The sequence below is a fragment of the Thermoactinospora rubra genome (assembly GCF_002093975.1).
GTDB classification, from domain to species: Bacteria; Actinomycetota; Actinomycetes; order Streptosporangiales; family Streptosporangiaceae; genus Nonomuraea; species Nonomuraea rubra_A.
This window is the reverse complement of record NZ_MSZZ01000024.1, coordinates 165,566-184,184: the sequence shown is the minus strand read 5'-3', so window position 1 is coordinate 184,184 and position 18,619 is coordinate 165,566. Positions and strand designations below refer to the sequence as shown.

Here is an 18,619-nt window from a genome sequence, read left to right as displayed (position 1 = left end):
CCCTACCCGCCGCCTCCACCGGTTCGGACGCCGGCGCCGCACGCCCTGCGCGCATTGGATACGCTCCCGACCACCGATGGCACTCCTGGACCCCATGCGAAGGCCCTCGGCGGGCCGGGTGCTCGCCGTGTCCTCCGTCCTTCCCGCGCTCGCCGTGGCGGGCTGGCTGCTCGCCGGGCTGCCCCTGCTCCTGCTCGGCGCCTTCCGGCCGCTGCCCGCCTTCGCGCTGGGCCTGGCGGCGATCGCCCTGCTGGCCTGGGCCGCCCTGCGCCGCACGCCGGGCAAGCCCGATATGCCGGAAACGCTGGACGCCACCGCCGGCCAGGTCGCCGCCGTCTTCGCCGTCGCCGCCGGCTCGGGCCTGTTCAACGCGCTCCTCCACAGCGAGCAGCTCATCGTCAGGCGCGACCCCGCGACCTACGCCCAGTACGCCATCTGGATCGCCGAGCACGGCGGCCTGCCCATCCCCCGCCAGGAGGACGCCTTCGGCGGCCCCGACCCCGCGCTGGTCTTCGGCAGCGTCGGCTTCTTCGAGCGGCCCGAGGGCGTCGTGCCCCAGTTCATGCCGGGCCCGCCCCTGCTGTTCGCGGCCGGGCAGTGGCTGGGCGGCCTGCTGGTGAGCCCCGCCGTGCTCGGCGCCCTGGCCGTCCTCGTCGTGGCCGGCGTGGTCGCACGGCTGGCCGGGGCCCGCTGGGCGGTGCCCGCCGCCGCGGCCTTCGCCGTCAGCCTGCCGGTCCTGTACACCTCGCGCACCACCTTCAGCGAGATCCCGTCGCTGATCCTGCTGCTGGGCGGGCTGGCGCTGCTCCACGACGCCCGGGACCGCACCCGCGTGGCCCTGGCGGGGCTGGTGTTCGGCCTGGCCGTGCTCGTGCGCGTGGACGGCCTGCGCGACGTGCTGCCCGTCCTTGCCTACGCGGGGCTGCTGCTGGCCCTGGGCCGGGTGCGCCGATCCGGGCCGGGCACGGGGATCGCGCTGCTGGGCGGCCTCACGCTGGGCGCGGGCCTCGGCTTCCTGGCCGCCTACCTGCTGGCCGGGCCGTACCTGAGCTACCTGTCGCGCTCGGTCGTCCCGCTGCTGTGGATCTGCGCCGCCGTGCTGGCGCTCACCGTCCTCGGCACCGCCCTCGCGCCGCGCCTGGCCCGGCTGCGACCGCCGAAACGGCTGCCGGAGCTGGCCGCCGCCGGGGTCGTCCTGCTCATGGCCGGCTTCGCCGTACGCCCATGGGTGCAGCAGGTCCACCGCGAGCCGGTTACGCCCGAGGACGTGCTCACCGCCGACTTCATCGAGCAGATCCAGCGCGCCAACGGGCTCCCCGTGGACGGCAGGCGCCTGTACTTCGAGGACTCGCTCTACTGGGTCGTCTGGTACGTCGGCGTCCCGGTCGTCGTGCTCGCCACGGTGGCGGCAGCGGTGCTGGTCCGGCGCCTGCTGCGCGACGGGGCGTCCTTCGAGTGGCTGCTCCCGCTGGCCGTCGTCGGCTGGACCACCGTGACCACGCTGCTGCGTCCCGAGATCACCCCCGACCATCCCTGGGCCTCCCGCCGCCTGGTGCCCGTGGTCGTCCCCGGCCTGATCGCGCTGGCCGTCTGGGGGCTGGCCTGGGCGCGCGACAAGGCGCGCCGGATGGGGTACGGCACGCGCCACCAGAAGGCGCTGGCCGCGCTGGGGGTGACGCTGATCCTCGTGCCGGGCGCGGTGACCTCGATCGGGACCGCGTTCACCCCGGTCGGGCGGGGCGAGCCGGCGGCCGTGCGCGCGATGTGCGCGCGCATCCCCGCGAACGCCTCGGTGCTGATCGTCGAGCGGGTGACGGGCGACCGCCTCACCCAGGTGGTGCGAGGGATGTGCGGCGTCCCGGCCGCGAAGGTCCGCAGGCGGGAGGGAGCGGACGTGCCGCCGCGCGAGGAGGTCACCCGCCTGATCGGCAGGGTCCGCTCGGCGGGCCGGGTGCCGGTGCTGCTGGCCGCCGAGGCCTGGCAGCTCTCGCCGTACGGCACGCCGCAGCAGGTCATGGCGCTGGCCACCCGGCAGGACGGGCGCTACCTCACCAAGCCGCCGAGTGGCACGTGGCGTTTGGGTGTCACGGTGTGGATGTGCCGTCCACAGCCGTAGCCGACACGTCCACGACGAGCGGCGTCCACCGGCGCCCTTCGTCGAGAAGCTCCGTGACGGAGGCTCCGCCGAGCGTCACTCCGGCGCGCGCCGCCTTGAGGGTGTCAGATGTCGCTGGAGTAGCGGACCGCGCACTCGCCCAGCTCCACCCCGGGCCAGATGCGGATGCCCGCCTGCAGCTCGTTGCCCGGCCCGACGACCGCCCGGTCGCCGATCACCGCGTCGCGCACCACCGCGCCGGGGCAGACGCGGGCGCCGTTGCCGATCACGGAGTCCACCACCGTGGCGCCCGCCTCGATCACGCAGTCGTCGAGCAGCACGCTGCCCACCACGCCGGCGCCCGCCTCGACGACGCTGCGCGCCCCCACCGCGGTGCCGCCGTGCACCTTGGCCTCGGGCGAGACCATCGCGCCCGGCAGCGCCAGGTACTCGCCCGGGGAGCCGGGCATCGCCGGCGAGGCGAGCCTGCCCAGCACCAGGTCGCGCGAGCCCTGGACGTAGGCGGCCGGGGTGCCGACGTCGAGCCAGTAGGTGCGGTCGATGTAGGCGAGCACCGGCCGGTCCTCGGCGATGAGGCCGGGGAAGGTCTCCCGCTCGACCGACACGACCTGGCCGGCCGGGATGGAGTCGATGACCGAGCGGGTGAACACGTAGCAGCCCGCGTTGATCCGGTTCGTCACGGGGTTGGGGGTCTTCTCCAGGAACGCGGTCACCCGGCCCGAGTCGTCGGTGGGGACGCAGCCGAACCTGGAGGGGTCGTCGACCTCGGTCAGGTGGAGCGTTACAGCGGCCGAGCGGTCCAGGTGCAGCCGCACCTGCGCGCCGATGTCGTGGCCGGACAGGATGTCGCCGTTGAGCACCAGCACGGGGTCGTCCGGCCCGCAGGTCAGCGCCCGGCCGGCGTTGCGTATCGCGCCGCCGGTGCCGAGCGGGGTCTCCTCGGTGATGTAGACCAGCTCCAGGCCGAAGTCGGAGCCGTCGCCGAAGACCGGCTCGAACATCGAGGCGCGGTAGGAGGTGGCGAAGACGATCCTGCGCACGCCGTACGCCCTGGCCTTGGCCAGCTGGTGGGCCAGGAAGGGGACGCCGGCGGTGGGCAGGAGCGGCTTGGGCGTGCCGAGGGTCAGCGGGCGCAGCCGGGTGCCCTGACCTCCCACCAAGAGGATCGCCTCAAGGTCCGGCGAAGAGCTCTCCATCACCCGGGGGAGTCTATTCCACCGCGCGCTGGTAGGAGCCGAGGTGCGCCTGCGCCGAGGCGTCCCAGGTGAACTCCCGAGCCCTGGCCAGGCCCGCCTCGCTCAGCTGGCGTCGCCGCTCCGGCGAGTCGAGCAGCTGGCGCAGCGCCACCGCGATGCTCGGCGCGTCGGGCTCGGTGTAGGCGACCGCGTCGCCGCCGACCTCGGGCAGCGAGGCGCGGTGGGTCGTCAGCACGGGAGCGCCGCACGCCATGGCCTCCAGCACCGGCAGCCCGAACCCCTCGCCCACCGACGGGAAGGCCACGACCTGCGCGCCGCCGAGGAAGCCGGCGATCTCCCCGTTGGACAGGTAGCCCGGCCGGACGACCTTGACCACGGCCTCCGTCTCCTTGCACGCCGCGTCGACGTCGTCCTGGTGGACCCCGCCGCCGAGCACCAGCGCCGGCGGGTCGGGCATGCCCTCGACCGCCTTGGCGAAGCCCCGGATGAGGTTCGGAACGTTCTTGCGCGGCTCCAGCGCCCCCAGGAAGGCCACGTACGGCCGGCCGTGCAGGCCGCACCGGTTGGCCGCCCGCCGTACCTCCTGCTCCGACGGGGGGTGGAAGACGGCCTGGTCGACCCCGTGGTAGGCGACGTCGATGCGGGTGGGGTCGGCGGCCAGCACCCGCACCAGCTCGTCTCTGGTGGCCTTGGACGGCACGATGATCCGGTTGGCGTGCCGGGCCGCGTGCCGCGTCGCCGCGCGGACGAAGGTGGCCTTGTCCGGGTCGTGCCTGGCCGGGTCGGTGAACCAGGTGACGTCGTGCACGGTCACCACGGTCGGCAGCCCCGAGCGCAGCGGCATGGAGTAGTAGGGTCCGTGGATCACCTCGGCCCCGGCCTGCTGCGCGAGCACGGGCAGGCTGGACTGCTCCCACGCGAGCCTGGTGGAACGGTTCGCGAGGGACGGCGGGCCGGGGATGATCCGGGCGGCCGGCGCGAGCCGGGTGTAGCGGGCGACGTCGGTCCGCTGGCACACCACGATCAGGTCGGCGCCCTTCCTGTGGAGCGCTCCGACGAGACCGTCGACGTAGCGGATCAGCGCACCGCGGTCGGCGGGGACCGCTGCCGCGTCGATGAGCACCCGTGGCATCAGGCAGATCTCTCCCCTCAAGACCTTGCATCACCCTTTACCCTATGCCCGAGCCTCCCCCATGTGGCGTGAATCACACGCGCCGGTGTCGTGCGGCCAGGCCCGCGGCTCCGGCGCACAGGACGTCGCCCAGCACGATGACGATGCGGGAGACGAGGGCGACCGCGATGGCCGAGCCGCGGTCGAGCACCGGGACCAGGACGGCGACCATCGCCACCTCGCGGACCCCCGCGCCGGCGGGGGCGACGAAGGTCATGATGCCCAGGCACCAGGACAGCGCGAAGGCGCCGACGCAGAAGATCGGGTCGGCGGCCGGGGCGATGAGGTACAGGTGCAGGCCGTAGGCGGCCCAGCCGGCCAGGGCCCAGGCGAGGGCGGTGAGCATGCCGCGGCGGCTCAGCGGGCGCTCCAGCGGCGGGCGCCTGAGCTTGCGCAGGCCGAAGCCGATGAGCGCGTTGATCACCTTGGGCTCCAGGAGGACCAGGAGCACGGGGATCAGCAGCAGCACCCAGCCGTAGCGGTCCCAGCCGAGCGTCACCAGCGTGACCAGCAGGCCGCTGGCGAGCTGGATCGGCATGGTCAGGAAGAAGGCGGCCGCGCTGCGGGAGCGGGGGACGCCGAGGTCGCGGCCCATCTCCATCTGGGCGATCACCGGCCAGAGGGCGCCGGGGATGTACTTGCCGAGCTGGCCGACGAAGAAGACCTTGGCGGCGGGGCGCAGGGGCAGCGGGGAGCCGAGGTCGGCCAGCAGGGAGCGCCAGGTGAGCATGCCGCCCAGGAGCGCCGCGACGACGGCGGCCAGGGAGGCGGCGACCATCGGCCAGGACAGGCGGGCGAACCCGGCGCGGACGGCGTCCCACTGGGAGACCACGGCCCAGGCGCCGAAGCCGAGGGCGAGCAGGAGGAACGCGACGCGCAGGACCTTCCTGAGTGCCCGCCCGCGCCGGACGGGAGCGTCTCCAGGCGTCGTCTCGGTGGGGGTCACAGCGGGCGGACCCGTTCCGGGGGCTGGGGGAGGGCGGGGCCGCGCGGGCGGCTCGGGGTCTTGGTGGCCACCCAGATGTAGGTGGGCACCAGGGGCAGCAGGGCACGCAGCAGCGGACGCGGAGCCCGCGAGAGCACGGCGCGCGCGAGCCTGCCGGCGACGCCGGGGAACAGCTCGCCGCCCGCGAAGGCGTCGGGCGTGGCCAGCACCGGGAGCGTGTAGTCCCACACGTGGAAGGCGCGCAGCATCCGGCGCAGCCCCCGCCGGGTGCGGAACCGCTCGTAGTAGTGGTCCGCCCGCCCGAAGGCCCGCACGTAGCGGTCCGCCAGCGCCGGCGGCAGGTAGGACAGGAACGGCAGCTTGTAGTGCGGCTCCATGACGCCCAGCCGGTTGCCGAGCCCCAGGTAGAGCACGCCGTCGTCGGCCAGCACCCGTCGCATCTCGGCCACCACCGCGTCGGGGTCGACCACGTGCTCGTAGATGTGGTTGAACACCAGCACGTCGATCGACCCGTCGGGGAACGGCAGGGCGGTGCCGTCGCCGCAGACGAACCCCACCCGCTCGCCGAAGCGCGAGGCGGCCCTGCGCAGGCCCGGCACGTCGATGTCGACGCCCAGCGTGCGCGCGGCCCCGGCCTTGGCGAGCTCGTCGGCGATGAACCCCGCCGAGCAGCCGACGTCGCCCACGGTCAGCCCCTTCAGCGGCCCGCGGAAGTGCTCCAGCACCGCGATGATCTTGGCGGCCTTGCGCCTGCGCTTGGCCTCGTCGAGCATCGCCGCCTGGATCTCGGAGTACTCCAGCTGCCGTTGTCTCACCACGACTCGCCAGACTAGCCTGAGCGGGTGCTCAGCCGCGTCCTCTCCAGCCCCGCCGTACGAGTCGCGCTCGGACTGGTCGCCCTGGGCTTCCTGGGCTACGGCGTGGCCAGGAACTGGGCCGACACCACCGCGGCGCTGGCCAGGCTGTCGCCGTGGTCGGTCGCGGGGGCCCTCGCCGCGGTCCTGGCCGGCCAGTTCTGCATGCTGCTGGCCTGGCGCGAGATCCTCGCCGGGCTCGGCACGCGGCTGCCCCTGGCGGTGGCCGGGCGCATCCTGTTCCTCGGCCAGCTCGGCAAGTACGTCCCCGGCTCGGTGTGGGCCTACGCCGCGATGATGGAGCTGGGCCGCCACCACGGCAGCCCGCCCCGCCGTACCTTCGCCTGCATCTCCCTGGGCCTGGTCATCAGCCTGGGCGTGGCGCTGTCCATCGCCGCCGCCACCGCCCGCGAGGCGTTCGCCGAGGCCTGGTACGTGCTGCTGCTCATCCCGGTGATCGCCGTCTGCCTGCACCCCAGGGTGCTGACCTGGGGACTGAACCTCGCCCTGCGCCTGGCGCGGCGGGAGCCGCTGGAGACCGTGCTGCCCGGGCGCAGCCTGCTGCTGGCCGTGGGGTGGACGGCGCTCGGCTGGCTCGTGTACGGCGTGCACATCGTGCTGCTGGCCGGCACCGGCTACCCGGTCTCCACCGGCGCCTACGCCTTCGCCTGGGTCGCCGGGCTGCTCACCTTCGTCATCCCCGCCGGGGTGGGGGTCAGGGAGGGGGCGCTGGCCGTGGTGCTCGGCCCGCTGGTCGGCCCCGGCCTCGCCCTGGTGACGGGGATCGTCTCGCGGCTGGTGTTCACGCTGTCGGAGCTGATCGCCGCGGGCGGCTTCTTCCTGCTAGCCCGCCGCCCCAAGCGCGTCGAGGTAGACGCGCCAGAAGGGGTCGGGGTCCACAGCCTTGACTCCTGAGCGCAGCCGCTCGGGCTCGCCCGGCCGGTAGAAGCGCTCGATGGCCTCGCGCAGCGCGGCCACGTCGCCCGGCTCGACGAGCAGCCCGTCGACGCCGTCGGTCACGTGGTCGGCCAGCGCGCCCACGCGCGTGGCGATGACCGGGACGCCGTGCTCGTGCGCCAGCCACACGTTCTGGCTGGCGGTGGCGCTGCGGTAGGGCAGGACGAGCGCGTCGGCGCGGGCGAACAGCTCCGGCACCTCCTCGGCGGCCACGTAGCCGGGCCGCAGCTCCACGCGGTCGCCGATGCCGAGCTCGGCGATCAGCCGCCTGGTCTCCTCCAGGCCGCCCCAGAACTCTCCGGCCACGGTCAGCGACACGCTCTCGGGCAGCGCCCTCAGCAGCAGGTCCAGGCCCTTGTAGGGGCGGACGATGCCGAAGAACAGCAGCCTGCGGTGCACCGCGGCCGACGGCCTGCCGCCGGTGGAGGGCAGGTGCGGCGGCAGCGCGGCCACCCGGACCGGGAGGGCGGTGAGCCCGCGCGCCAGCTCCGCCTGCTGCTCGGAGTGGGCCAGCACCGCGTCGACGCGGCCCAGCAGCGCCTTCATCAGCGGCCTGTCGTACGGCTTGCGCTCGTGCGGCAGGACGTTGTGGCACAGCGCGACCGTGCGCGCCCGGCGGCGCAGGCCGTACAGGATGCCGAGGTAGGCGGGCACCTGCACGGGGCTGAGGACGGCGAGCACCACCAGGTCGGCCGGCCTGAGCCGGCGCCCGCAGGCCGCCCAGCCGAGCGGGTTGCGCCAGTCGAGCAGGCGGCGCGTGCGAGGGTACGGCTCGCCCTCCGGCTCGGAGATCGTCTGCTGTCCCGGGTAGAGGAAGGAGGGGTACTGCGCCCGCCACGACTCGATGACCACGTCGTGTCCCGCGGCGGCGAGCCGGTGCGCCAGCTCGGTGGTGTGCTGCGCGCCGCCGCCCTTGTAGGGGTAGGTGGGCCCGACGACCGCGATCCGCACTATTCGCCCCTCGACCGGACGATGAGGTCGGCCAGCAGCGCCACGGAGGCGATGATCAACCCGGTCAGGAAGATCATGACGGTGTTCGCGCGGATGTAGAACAGGTCCCTGACCATGTCGAAGACGCCCTTGACGAACCCGATGCCGATCAGCCACAGCGCCAGCGGCATCAGCACCTTGAGCGGGTTGAAGTACATGATCATCCGCAGCACCTGCAGGATGTAGCGGTAGGCGTCGGACACGAAGCTGAACTTCGATTTGCCCGCCCGCTTGGCGTACTCGATGGGCAGGTAGTGGATGTCGTGCTGGTTCATCAGGAACGACAGTGTGATCGTCGTCACGCAGGAGAAGCCGGGCGGCAGCAGCCGCAGGTACGGCTTGGCCACGGACTTCCTGAACGCGCGCATGCCCGAGTTGAGGTCGGGGATCTTCTGCCCGGCCAGCCGTTCGGCGATCTTCCTGATCACCCACTTGGCGGGCACGCGCAGGATCTTGTGCGAGCCCTCCTCGCTGGTGCGGGCGCCCACGACCTGGTCGACGGTCGGATCCTTCTCCAGGATCTGCACCAGCTCGGGGATGCGCTCGTTGGGGTAGGTCATGTCGGCGTCGGTCCACACGACGATCTCGCCGCGCGCCTCCTGCGTGCCGATGCGGCGCACCGTGCCCGAGCCGCCGTTGCGGTGGAAGGCCCGGATCTTCAGGTGGGGGAAGCGCGGCGCGGCCTCCTGCAGCCGGGCCAGGGTCTGGTCGGTGGAGCAGTCGTCGACGGCGACCAGCTCGTAGGTGTAGCCGCTGGAGTCCATCGTCCTGCAGATGCGCTCGACCTCGTCGACGACATGATCCTGCTCGTTGTAGCAGGGCAGGACGATGGTGACGTACGGCGCTTCTTCCACGGGGGCTCCAGTGCTGTCCACGGGCCTTGAGGCTACCTTGCCCAGCTGGGAGCCGTGTGCAGTCCGCCGGATATACCGTGGCGGGGTGAAGGAACGGGCGTGGCGTCCAGGACGTCCCCTGGACGTCGGGCTGGTGCTGGCGCCGCACCGGCGCGGCGGCGGCGACCCCACGTGGCAGCGCACCCCGGACGGGGCGATCTGGAAGACGTCCAGGACCCCCGACGGGCCGGGGACGCTGCGCGTCTCGGTCCAGGCGGGCCTCGTGCACGGTCAGGCGTGGGGGCCCGGCGCCGGGTGGCTGCTGGACACGCTGCCGTCCCTGCTCGGCGCGGACGACGACGACTCGGGCTTCACCGTCAGGCACGAGGTGCTGGCCGACGTGGCGCGGCGGCACACGGGGCTCAGGATCGGCAGGACCGGCCGCGTGATGGAGGCGCTCGTGCCGGCCGTGCTGGAGCAGAAGGTCACGCTGCGCGAGGCGCGGCGGGCCTGGCGCTGGCTGCTGCACCGCTACGGGGAGCCCGCGCCGGGCCCGGCGCCGCAGGGCATGCGCGTGGTGCCCGAGCCGCCGGTGTGGCGGCAGATCCCGGCCTGGGACTGGCACCGGTCGGGGGCGGAAGCCGTACGGGCCAAGACGATCGCCACGGCGGCCTGGCACGCCGCCAAGCTGGAGGCGGCGGCGACCAGCGCGGAGGCCGACCGGCTGCTGCGGACGCTGCCCGGGATCGGCGTGTGGACCTCGGCCGAGGTACGGCAGCGTGCCTTCGGCGACCCCGACGCGGTCAGCGTCGGCGACTACCACCTGGCCAAGATCGTCGGCTACGTGCTGACCGGCAGGAAGACCGACGACGCGGGCATGCTGGAGCTGCTGGCGCCGTACGCGGGACACCGGCACCGGGCCACGCTGCTCATCGGGCTCACCGGCCTGCGGCCGCCCGCCCGCGGGCCGCGCATGCCGGTGCGCGACTACCGGTCCTTCTGACCCGGCCTGGGGACGACCCGGGGCATGGCCGTAATGTGCCGCTATGACTGTGGTCAGTGACTCCGCGCTCCGGCGCGCCCTCGCCCGCGCCCGCGACGGCAAGGCCCTCGACGTCACCGAGGCGGCCGTCCTCCTGCACGCCCGCGGCGAGCACCTGGAAGCCCTGCTGGAGCACGCCACCCGCGTCCGCGACGCGGGCCTGCGCGCGGTCGGCAGGGAGGGGATCATCACCTACAGCAAGAAGGTGTTCATCCCGCTGACGAGACTGTGCCGGGACCGCTGCGGCTACTGCACCTTCGCCACCGCGCCCGGCAGGCTGGAGTCCGCCTTCCTCAGCCCCGACCAGGTGCTCCGGATCGCCCGGGACGGGGCCGCCATGGGTTGCAAGGAGGCGCTGTTCACGCTGGGCGACCGGCCCGAGGACCGCTGGCGGCAGGCGCGCGAGTGGCTGGACGCGCACGGCTACGACGACACGCTCTCCTACGTGCGCGCCATGGCGATCCGCGTGCTGGAGGAGACCGGGCTGCTGCCGCACCTGAACCCCGGCGTGATGTCGTGGCGCGACCTGCAGCGCCTCAAGCCCGTCGCGCCCTCGATGGGGATGATGCTGGAGACCACCGCCACGCGGCTGTTCACCGAGAAGGGCGCCCCGCACTACGGCTCGCCCGACAAGGACCCCGCGGTACGGCTGCGCGTCCTGGAGGACGCCGGGCGGGTGGCGGTGCCGTTCACCACGGGCATCCTGATCGGGATCGGGGAGACGCTCCAGGAGCGCGCCGAGTCGATCTTCGCGATCCGCCGGGTGGCGCGGGAGTACGGCGGCGTCCAGGAGGTCATCGTCCAGAACTTCCGCGCCAAGCCCGACACGGCGATGCGCGGCATGCCGGACGCCGACCTGGAGGATCTGGCGGCCACCATCGCCGTCGCGCGCCTGGTCCTCGGCCCCCGCGTGCGGCTCCAGGCGCCGCCGAACCTCGTGGACGCCGAGTACTCGCTGATGATCCGCGCGGGCATCGACGACTGGGGCGGCGTCTCCCCGCTCACCCCCGACCACGTGAACCCGGAGCGTCCCTGGCCGCAGATCGACGAGCTGGCCTCCCGTACGGCCGCGGCGGGCTTCACGCTGCGGGAGCGGCTGACCATCTACCCGGAGTACGTCCTGGGGGGCGAGCCCTGGCTCGACCCGCGGCTGGCGGGCCACGTCGCGGCGCTCGCCGACCCGGACACGGGGCTGGCCCGGGAGGACGCCGTCCCGCGCGGCCTGCCCTGGCAGGAACCCGACGGCGGCTTCGCCCCCTCGGGCCGGGTCGACCTGCACGTCACGGTGGACACCACGGGCCGCTCCACCGACCGCCGCGCCGACTTCGACAGCGTCTACGGCGACTGGAACGCCCTGCGCGACCGCCTGCACCCGGCCGGCCCGGCGCCGGCCGGCGGCGAGCAGGCCGACGTCCACAAAGCCCTCCGCAAAGCCGAAGCCGACCCCGCCCGCCTCACCGAGGCCGAGGCGCTCGCGCTCCTCGGCGCCGACGGCGAGGCCCTCGACGAGCTGGCCCGCATCGCCGACCACCTGCGCCGCGAGGCCGTCGGCGACGACATCACCTACGTCGTCAACCGCAACATCAACTTCACCAACGTCTGCTACACCGGCTGCCGCTTCTGCGCCTTCGCCCAGCGCCGCACCGACGCCGACGCCTACACCCTCAGCCTCGACCAGGTCGCCGCCCGCGCCAGGGAGGCCTGGGACGCCGGCGCCACCGAGGTGTGCATGCAGGGCGGCATCCACCCCGACCTGCCCGGCACCGCGTACTTCGACATCGCCCGCGCGGTCAAGCGCGAGACGCCGGACATGCACGTCCACGCCTTCTCCCCGATGGAGGTGATCAACGGCGCCGGCCGTACGAACATGTCCATCGAGGACTGGCTGCTCGCCGCCAAGGAGGCGGGCGTCGACTCGCTGCCCGGCACCGCCGCCGAGATCCTCGACGACGACGTCCGCTGGGTGCTGACCAAGGGCAAGCTGCCCACCCGCGACTGGATCGACGTGATCACCACCGCCCACCGGGTCGGCATCCCGACGACCTCGACGATGATGTACGGCCACGTCGACACCCACCTGCACTGGGTCAGGCACATCAAGCTGATCAGGAGCATCCAGGAGGAGACGGGCGGGTTCACCGAGTTCGTGCTGCTGCCGTTCGTGCACCACAGCGCCCCCATCTACCTGGCCGGCGTCGCCCGCCCCGGCCCCACGGCGCGGGAGAACCGCGCCGTCCACGCCCTGGCCCGGATCCTGCTGCACGGCGCGATCGACAACATCCAGTGCTCCTGGGTCAAGCTCAGGGACGACCTGTGCCGCCAGGTGCTCCAGGGCGGCGTGAACGACCTGGGCGGCACGCTGATGGAGGAGACGATCAGCCGCATGGCCGGCTCGGAGAACGGCTCCTACAAGACCATCAGCGAGCTGCGCGCCATGGCGTCGGCCACCGGACGGCCCGTACGGCAGCGCACCACCGAGTACGGCGTGCCGAGCCAGGAGCGCCTGGCGGCCTCCGCGGCCAGCGACGGAGTGTGCAGATCCGTTCTCAGGGTGGTTTCGTTGTAAGCGGTTCTCTATGCTCTGGTCAATGTCACGGGGGTGGTTGACTCGCAGAAGGGTGGTCAGTGCGGGTGGGTCGACACCGTGTCCCGCTCACGGGCGAAAGCCGACGTAGATCCGCGTTTTGGCGGGGCATGCTGGCCGGGCTCGCGGTCGTCGCCGGAGCGTCGGCGACCGTCGTCTTACTCGTGCGCGGCGGGGGCGGCCAGTGCCCGACGCGAGAACCCGTTCTAGTGAGTGTCGCCGCCGCCGTGGACGTCGCTCCCGCGGTGATGGAGGCGGCCAGGCAGTACAACGAGATCAACCGCTGCGCCCTCGTCCAGGTCACCGAACAGCCGCCGGCCACCGTGCTGCGCACGCTGCTGGGGGAGCGGGCGGGCGTGCTGCCGGTGCGGCCCGACGCATGGATCGCCGACTCCTCGGCGTGGCTGCGCCGGGCGGCCGTGCAGCGCCGGACCGTCGTGGCCACCTCGCCGCTGGTCTTCGCCACCCGCTCCTCCCTGGCCGACAAGTTCGCGGTCGGCCGCACCGAGATGAACTGGCGCATGGTCTTCCCCGCCACCGTGCGCGGGCGCGTCCAGCCCAACGAGAACGAGCCCGACGTCGTCCGCGTGCCCGACCCGTCGCTGGCCGGGGCGGGGATCGCGACGGTGGCCGCCGCGAGGGACGTGGTCGGCACCGGGCCGGACGCCGACAAGTCGCTGACCGCGTTCGTGCGCTGGGCGCAGGCGGGGGCGGCGCCGGACTACCGCAGCATGCTCGCGGCCGTGGACGACCGCACGTTCTGGCGGCGGCCCGTGGTGATCGTGCCCGAGCAGTCGGTGTGGGAGCACAACCGCCGGCCCTCCCCGGACCCCGTGGTGGCCCTGCACCCGCGCGAGGGCACCATCAACCTCGACTACTCCTACGCCGTGACCGCGACCGACCGGGCCGTCGCCGAGGCGGCCGGGGCGTTCGGCGACTGGCTGCGCGGCCCGGTGGCGCAGGGCGTCTTCCGGCGGGCCGGCTTCCGGTCGGCCGACGGCTCGCAAGGGCCGATCTCCCCGGCGACCGGCGTGCCCACCCAGGCGCCCAAGATCCGGCAGGAGATCTCGCCCGAGGACATCGACGAGGGCCTGCGCGCCTGGAGCAGGCTCGCGCCGCCCACCAACATGCTCGTGCTCGCCGAGACCTCCCGCCACATGGCCGAGCGGCTGAAGGACGGCACCCGCCTGTCGGTCGCGCTGGCCGCCGCCCGCCTGGGCCTGCAGCTGTTCCCCGACTCCACCCACATGGGCATGTGGGAGTTCGCCGAGCGCACCCGCCCGCGCGTGACCGTCGGGCCGATCACCGAACCGGAGACCGGCCAGGTCATCCGGCGCAGCACGCTCGCCCAGCTCGCCACCGACCTGCGCGCCCGGGAGGGCGAGGACAGCCACCTCTACCGGGCCGTGCTGGACGGCTTCCGCGAGATGACCGAACGCTACGCGGAGGACATGAACAACGCCCTGCTCGTGGTGACGTCGGGACGCGACGACGGCGGCGGGATCGGGCTGCGGGAGCTGACGGACCGGCTGCGCGAGGAGTGGGACCCGGACCGGCCGGTGCAGATCATCGTCGTCGCCTTCGGCGACGGGGTCGACCGCGACGCGCTCGGCCAGATCACCGCCGCCACCAACGGCTCGCTGCACGTCGCCCAGCGCCCCGAGGAGATCATCGACGTGTTCCTGTCCGCCCTGGCCCGGCGGCTGTGCCACCCGACCTGCGGGTCAACGTAGGACGACGACCTCGTCGACATCGCGGTCGACGTCGTACGGCGGGCGGCCCGGCGGGGGAGCCGCGGGGTGGCCGACCGCCACGACGCCGAGCGGCCGCCAGCCCTCGGGCAGGCCGAGCAGGCCGGCCAGGGGCAGCTCGGGGAAGGTCCAGGCCGAGCCGAGGCCCTCGACGGCCAGCTGGATGAGGAGGTTCTCCACGCTCGCGCCCGCCGCCAGCAGGGCCTGGGCGCTCTCCTCGCCCAGGAGGCAGGGCACGACCGCGTAGGGCGGGCGGCCGGGGAGCTTCGCGCGAGCTTCGGCAGATTCCGCCAACACGAACCGGATCCGCTCGGGCGCGGGAGCGGCCATGGCGGCGGCGACCGCCCGCCGTACCGCCGCCGGGTTCACGGGGCGGTCGGCGAAGGCCGTGACCGTGCGGCGGGCGTGGACGACGTCGCGGGAGCCGTACCGGAAGAGGTCCTCGTCGGCGGGGCGGATGAGCGGGCGGACGCCGGGGCCGTCGTCGGGGGTCACCAGGTGGGCCAGGCCCCGCACGACCGCGACGGGGACGCCGGACAGCTTGCCCTTGACCAGCTCGGCCGCCGCGGCGATCTCGTCGGCCAGGGCGGTGACGGTGACGTTGAGCGGGTTGCCGTGCGTGTCGGCGCGCCCGCGGAAGTCCTCGAGCGTGACCACGCCCGCGGCGCCGATGGCCACGTCGGTCAGGCCGTGCCGCCAGGGGCGGCCGAACGTGTCGGTGATGATCACGCCGACGTGCCCGCCGAGGCCCTTCCTGATCCGCCGCGCCGAGGCGTCGGGGTCCTCGGGCAACAGCAGCACGGTCCCCGGCTCGGTGTTGGAGGCGTCCACGCCCGCCGCCGCCATCACGAACCCGTGCCGGGTCTGGGAGATGACGGTGTCGCCGCGCCTGGCCACGACCCGCTCGGTCTCCTCCATGATCGCGGCTGTGCGGTCGGTGGCCCGCCTGATCCGGCCCTCCGCCTTGCTGACGATCTTCGAGGTGACCACGACGATGTCGCCCTCGCGCAGGTCGGCGTCCCGGAGCAGGGCGGCGACGTCGTCGCCCGGGACGACCTCGGGGAGCCCGGGGACGCCGAAGATCTCGATCATCGCGCCAGGTCCAGCGCCAGGTCCAGGGCCGCGCGGGCGATGGCGGCGGCGGCGTCGACGTCGTGCATGAGCAGCGGCCTGGCCGCCACCCGGACGCCCTCGAGCGCGACGCCGGCGTCCTCGGGCGCCACGAGCCAGCCGTCGAGCAGGTCGGCGCCGTACAGCTCCAGCACCGCCTGGGCGCTGGTCTCCACCCCGATCGCGGTCAGGCAGGCGTCGGCCATCCCGCGCACCGGAGCGCCGCCGATGATGGGGGAGACGCCGACCACCGTCTTGGCCAGCAGCGCGTCGCGGATGCCGGGCACCTGGAGGATCGTGCCGATGCTGACCACGGGGTTGGAGGGCGGCAGGAGCACCACGTCGGCCTCGGCGATCGCCTCGAGCACGCCGGGGGCGGGCCGGGCGGTGTCGATCCCGATCAGCGCGAACGACTCGGCGGGCACGGACGCGCGCAGCCTGACCCACCACTCCTGGAAGTGGATCGCGCGGCGGCGGCGCTTATTGGTCGGCTCCGTCGAACCTTGCACCCTGACGTCCGCTTTGCTCCCGTCAGTGTCCGCTTCGACTCCGCCTCCGGGTTCCTCGGTGATGACCACATGCGTCTCGCAGCGGTCGTCGCTCATGGGCAGCAGACGCACCCCGGGCTGCCAGCGCGTGCACAGCGCCTCGGTGACCTGGGAGAGCGGGTAGCCGGCGGCCAGCATCTGGGAGCGCACGATGTGGGTGGCGAAGTCGCGGTCGCCCAGGCCGAACCACTGCGGCTCCACGCCGTACGCGGCCAGTTCCTCCTTGACGACGTGCGTCTCCTTCTCGCGTCCCCAGCCCTGCTCCTCGTTGATCCCGCCGCCGAGGGTGTACATGACGGTGTCGAGGTCGGGGCAGACCCGCAGGCCGAACAGGGTGATGTCGTCGCCGGTGTTGACGATCACGGTGATGTCCGCGTCGGGGGCGGCGGCGCGCAGTCCTCGCAGGAAGCGTGCGCCGCCGATGCCGCCGGCCAGGGAGACGATACGCATGCGGCCCAGTCTGTCACCCATGGGGGTCACTGTTCGCCGACGCCCCTGCCCGCCGCGCGTGAGCGGATTCGACAGGAGATTTGGCGAATTGTGATAGTTGCGGTTGTTGGGACTCCCGCCGTCAGAGTCGCGCATGTGGCACACTCCAGACGGACCAAAGGTCTGTTTGGGGGTAGCTGTGACTAAAGGGAACGCCAACGGGCTGCGAGAACCGGCGGCCTGGATCGTCATCGCGTGGGGAGCGGTGAGCATCCTGGGTGCGGTGCTCGAAACCTTCGCGGGTTCCGGCATGTCCTTCGCCGAACGCGCGGGCGCGCACCTGGCGGGCCTGGCCACCCCCGTCCTGACCGCGCTGCTGGTGGCGGCCGTCCTCCTGGTCACCAAGGCGGGCCCGGCGACGCCGCGCGCCAAGCTCGTCGCCACGATCGCCGCCGCCGAGCTGGTGCTCGCGGTCGTGCTCGGGGCCCTGGGCGTGGTGCTGCGCCTGTTCGACGGCGGCAGCGTGATCAGCTCGATCTGGCTGCTGCTGTCCGGCCTGGCCGGGGTGGCGCTGGCGGTGCTGGCTGTGCTGTACCTGCGCCCGCAGGTGATGGGCGAGCGCACGGCCGCTCCCGGGTACGGCGCGGCCTCCGGGTACACGCCGCCGCCGTCCTACGCGCAGGAGGGCTTCGGCCAGCAGGCCGCCGCGCCGTTCGCCGGTCAGCACGCCGCCCAGCCGTACGGCCAGCAGGCCGAGCAGCCGATGGGTGGGCCCGCGCCCTTCGGCGGCCAGGGCCCGGCCTTCGGCGGGCAACCGGCCCAGGCGCAGCCGCAGATGGCACACGCCCAGCAGGCCCCGGGGCAGGCGCCGTTCGGCCAGCAGCCGCCGATGTACGGCCAGCCGGAGCCGCAACCGGTCCCCTACCAGCCGCCGCAGCCTCAGGCCCAGGCGCCGGCGACGGACTTCGCCCAGCCGAGGGCCGCGCTGCCCGCTCCGGTCGTGGAGCAGCCGCAGAGTGGTGCCTTCCAGGGCTACCAGCCGCAGCCCCAGTCCGCCGGCCACCAGCTGCCGTCCGCTCAGCCTCAGCCCGCTCAGCCGCATCCCGTCCAGCCGCAGCCCGTCGCGCAGCCGGATCCGCTTCACCAGCCCGCGACCCCGCCGCAGGACAGCGGCTACCAGCCCGCGTCGACGAGCCCGGACGTCGGCTATCAGCCCGCCTCGACCTCCCCGGATCTGGGTTACCAGCCGGCGTCGGCCTCGCCTGACGCGGGTTACCAGCCCGCGTCGACGTCTCCGGACCTGGGTTACCAGCCCGCGTCGACCTCCCCGGATCTCGGCTACCAGCCCGCCGGGACACTGCCCGACGCCCGCTCCCCGCTCGCCGGCGAGTACACCCCACCCCCCTACACCCCGGCCGACGCCCAGCCGTCCGCGCCCTACACCCCCAGCCACGCGCAGCCCGGCTCCTACACCCCCGCCCAGACCGAGCCGAGCCTGCCGTACCCCCCGGCGGCCGACCAGCAGCAGCCCTACTACGCCCAGCCCTCGCCGTTCGACCAGCAGGGCGGCCAGCCGTTCACCGGATTCTCCGGCCGCGAGTACGCCCAGACGCTCGGCGAGCCCGACCCGCCCGTCGACCCCCGCTCGCAGCAGCTCCTGGACGCCTACCAGCAGGCCGAGTCCTACCAGCAGTCCGCCTCGGGCGCGCACCACCAGCTGCGCGTGCCCGACTACACGCCCGGCCACGCGGCCCAGCCGTACGACGACCCGTTCGGCCACCCGCAGAGCCCGCCCGCCAGCGCCCCGCAGTCGCCCTCGCCGGCGGAGTCCACCATCCGCATGGACCAGTCCGCCTACCAGGGGGACGCGCTCGGCGGCCCGGCGGCCCGCCAGCAGGGAGACGACCCCATCGACCCCACCGCCATCTACACCCCGGATCCCCGCAGATGAACACCTCGCCGGCGCCGGGCTCGGGTAAAGGAAGGCTGAAGCGGTGCTAGAGAGAAGGTGAGCCCGAGGCGGGAGTCAATCCCGCCCTGGTACGTTCCCGACCGCTGCCGGCGTTGACAACGTCTAGGCAGTGTCATGGAC

At 73.7% G+C, this 18,619-nt stretch carries 14 protein-coding genes; 6 read left to right on the top strand and 8 right to left on the bottom strand.

Annotated features, from left to right (window positions below):
- Positions 1-94 precede the first annotated feature (94 nt).
- Positions 95-2,116, top strand: coding sequence for a hypothetical protein (locus BSB02_RS24425; protein ID WP_169729425.1), 2,022 nt, complete (start codon positions 95-97; stop codon positions 2,114-2,116).
- Positions 2,117-2,220: 104 nt separating this feature from the next.
- Here the strand turns inward: BSB02_RS24425 and manB are convergent, their stop codons facing one another.
- The 4 genes from manB to BSB02_RS24405 form a co-directional block, all read right to left on the bottom strand.
- Complete coding sequence (manB, locus tag BSB02_RS24420; protein ID WP_084962199.1) at positions 2,221-3,312, bottom strand: mannose-1-phosphate guanylyltransferase; 1,092 nt, start codon at positions 3,310-3,312, stop codon at positions 2,221-2,223.
- 13 nt (positions 3,313-3,325) lie between these two features.
- On the bottom strand, positions 3,326-4,444 hold the full coding sequence (locus BSB02_RS24415; RefSeq protein WP_169729424.1) for a glycosyltransferase family 4 protein: 1,119 nt from the start codon (positions 4,442-4,444) through the stop codon (positions 3,326-3,328).
- Positions 4,445-4,517: 73 nt separating this feature from the next.
- Positions 4,518-5,429 carry a lysylphosphatidylglycerol synthase domain-containing protein gene (locus BSB02_RS24410; RefSeq protein WP_084962197.1) on the bottom strand — a complete coding sequence of 304 codons (912 nt, stop codon included), beginning with the start codon at positions 5,427-5,429 and terminating at the stop codon, positions 4,518-4,520.
- Positions 5,426-6,247, bottom strand: a complete 822-nt coding sequence (locus BSB02_RS24405; protein WP_206184859.1) for a class I SAM-dependent methyltransferase — start codon at positions 6,245-6,247, stop codon at positions 5,426-5,428. The genes BSB02_RS24410 and BSB02_RS24405 overlap by 4 nt, the downstream gene beginning before the upstream one ends.
- A gap of 24 nt (positions 6,248-6,271) precedes the next feature.
- Here BSB02_RS24405 and BSB02_RS24400 point away from each other — a divergent pair, with 24 nt between their 5' ends.
- Entirely contained in the window at positions 6,272-7,198 is a 927-nt protein-coding gene (locus BSB02_RS24400; protein WP_084962195.1) for a lysylphosphatidylglycerol synthase domain-containing protein, read from the top strand.
- Here the strand turns inward: BSB02_RS24400 and BSB02_RS24395 are convergent.
- Together BSB02_RS24395 and BSB02_RS24390 are read right to left on the bottom strand one after the other, a co-directional pair.
- A complete protein-coding gene (locus tag BSB02_RS24395; protein WP_084962193.1) occupies positions 7,127-8,191 on the bottom strand; it encodes a glycosyltransferase family 4 protein in 1,065 nt (354 codons plus the stop codon). The genes BSB02_RS24400 and BSB02_RS24395 overlap by 72 nt on opposite strands.
- The gene (locus BSB02_RS24390; protein WP_206184858.1) at positions 8,191-9,084 is read right to left on the bottom strand and encodes a glycosyltransferase family 2 protein; all 894 of its coding nucleotides are present in this window, start codon (positions 9,082-9,084) and stop codon (positions 8,191-8,193) included. Before BSB02_RS24390 ends, BSB02_RS24395 begins: the two co-directional genes overlap by 1 nt.
- Positions 9,085-9,169: 85 nt before the next feature.
- Here BSB02_RS24390 and BSB02_RS24385 point away from each other — a divergent pair, with 85 nt between their 5' ends.
- The 3 genes from BSB02_RS24385 (at position 9,170) to BSB02_RS24375 (ending at position 14,422) form a co-directional block, all read left to right on the top strand.
- Entirely contained in the window at positions 9,170-10,066 is an 897-nt protein-coding gene (locus BSB02_RS24385) for a DNA-3-methyladenine glycosylase family protein (RefSeq protein ID WP_084962286.1), read from the top strand.
- 43 nt (positions 10,067-10,109) lie between these two features.
- Entirely contained in the window at positions 10,110-12,671 is a 2,562-nt protein-coding gene (locus BSB02_RS24380; protein WP_084962191.1) for a bifunctional FO biosynthesis protein CofGH, read from the top strand.
- A 227-nt stretch (positions 12,672-12,898) separates the two neighbouring features.
- The gene (locus BSB02_RS24375; RefSeq protein ID WP_240506627.1) at positions 12,899-14,422 is read left to right on the top strand and encodes a substrate-binding and VWA domain-containing protein; all 1,524 of its coding nucleotides are present in this window, start codon (positions 12,899-12,901) and stop codon (positions 14,420-14,422) included.
- Here BSB02_RS24375 and BSB02_RS24370 read toward each other — a convergent pair.
- A complete protein-coding gene (locus tag BSB02_RS24370; protein ID WP_084962187.1) occupies positions 14,414-15,532 on the bottom strand; it encodes a coenzyme F420-0:L-glutamate ligase in 1,119 nt (372 codons plus the stop codon). The two genes, BSB02_RS24375 and BSB02_RS24370, sit on opposite strands and share 9 nt — an antisense overlap.
- A complete protein-coding gene (locus BSB02_RS24365; RefSeq protein ID WP_084962185.1) occupies positions 15,529-16,548 on the bottom strand; it encodes a 2-phospho-L-lactate transferase in 1,020 nt (339 codons plus the stop codon). Before BSB02_RS24365 ends, BSB02_RS24370 begins: the two co-directional genes overlap by 4 nt.
- 178 nt (positions 16,549-16,726) lie before the next feature.
- On the opposite strand from BSB02_RS24365, the gene BSB02_RS24360 reads away from it, so the two are divergent.
- On the top strand, positions 16,727-18,478 hold the full coding sequence (locus tag BSB02_RS24360) for a hypothetical protein (RefSeq protein WP_143591077.1): 1,752 nt from the start codon (positions 16,727-16,729) through the stop codon (positions 18,476-18,478).
- Positions 18,479-18,619: the final 141 nt, after the last annotated feature.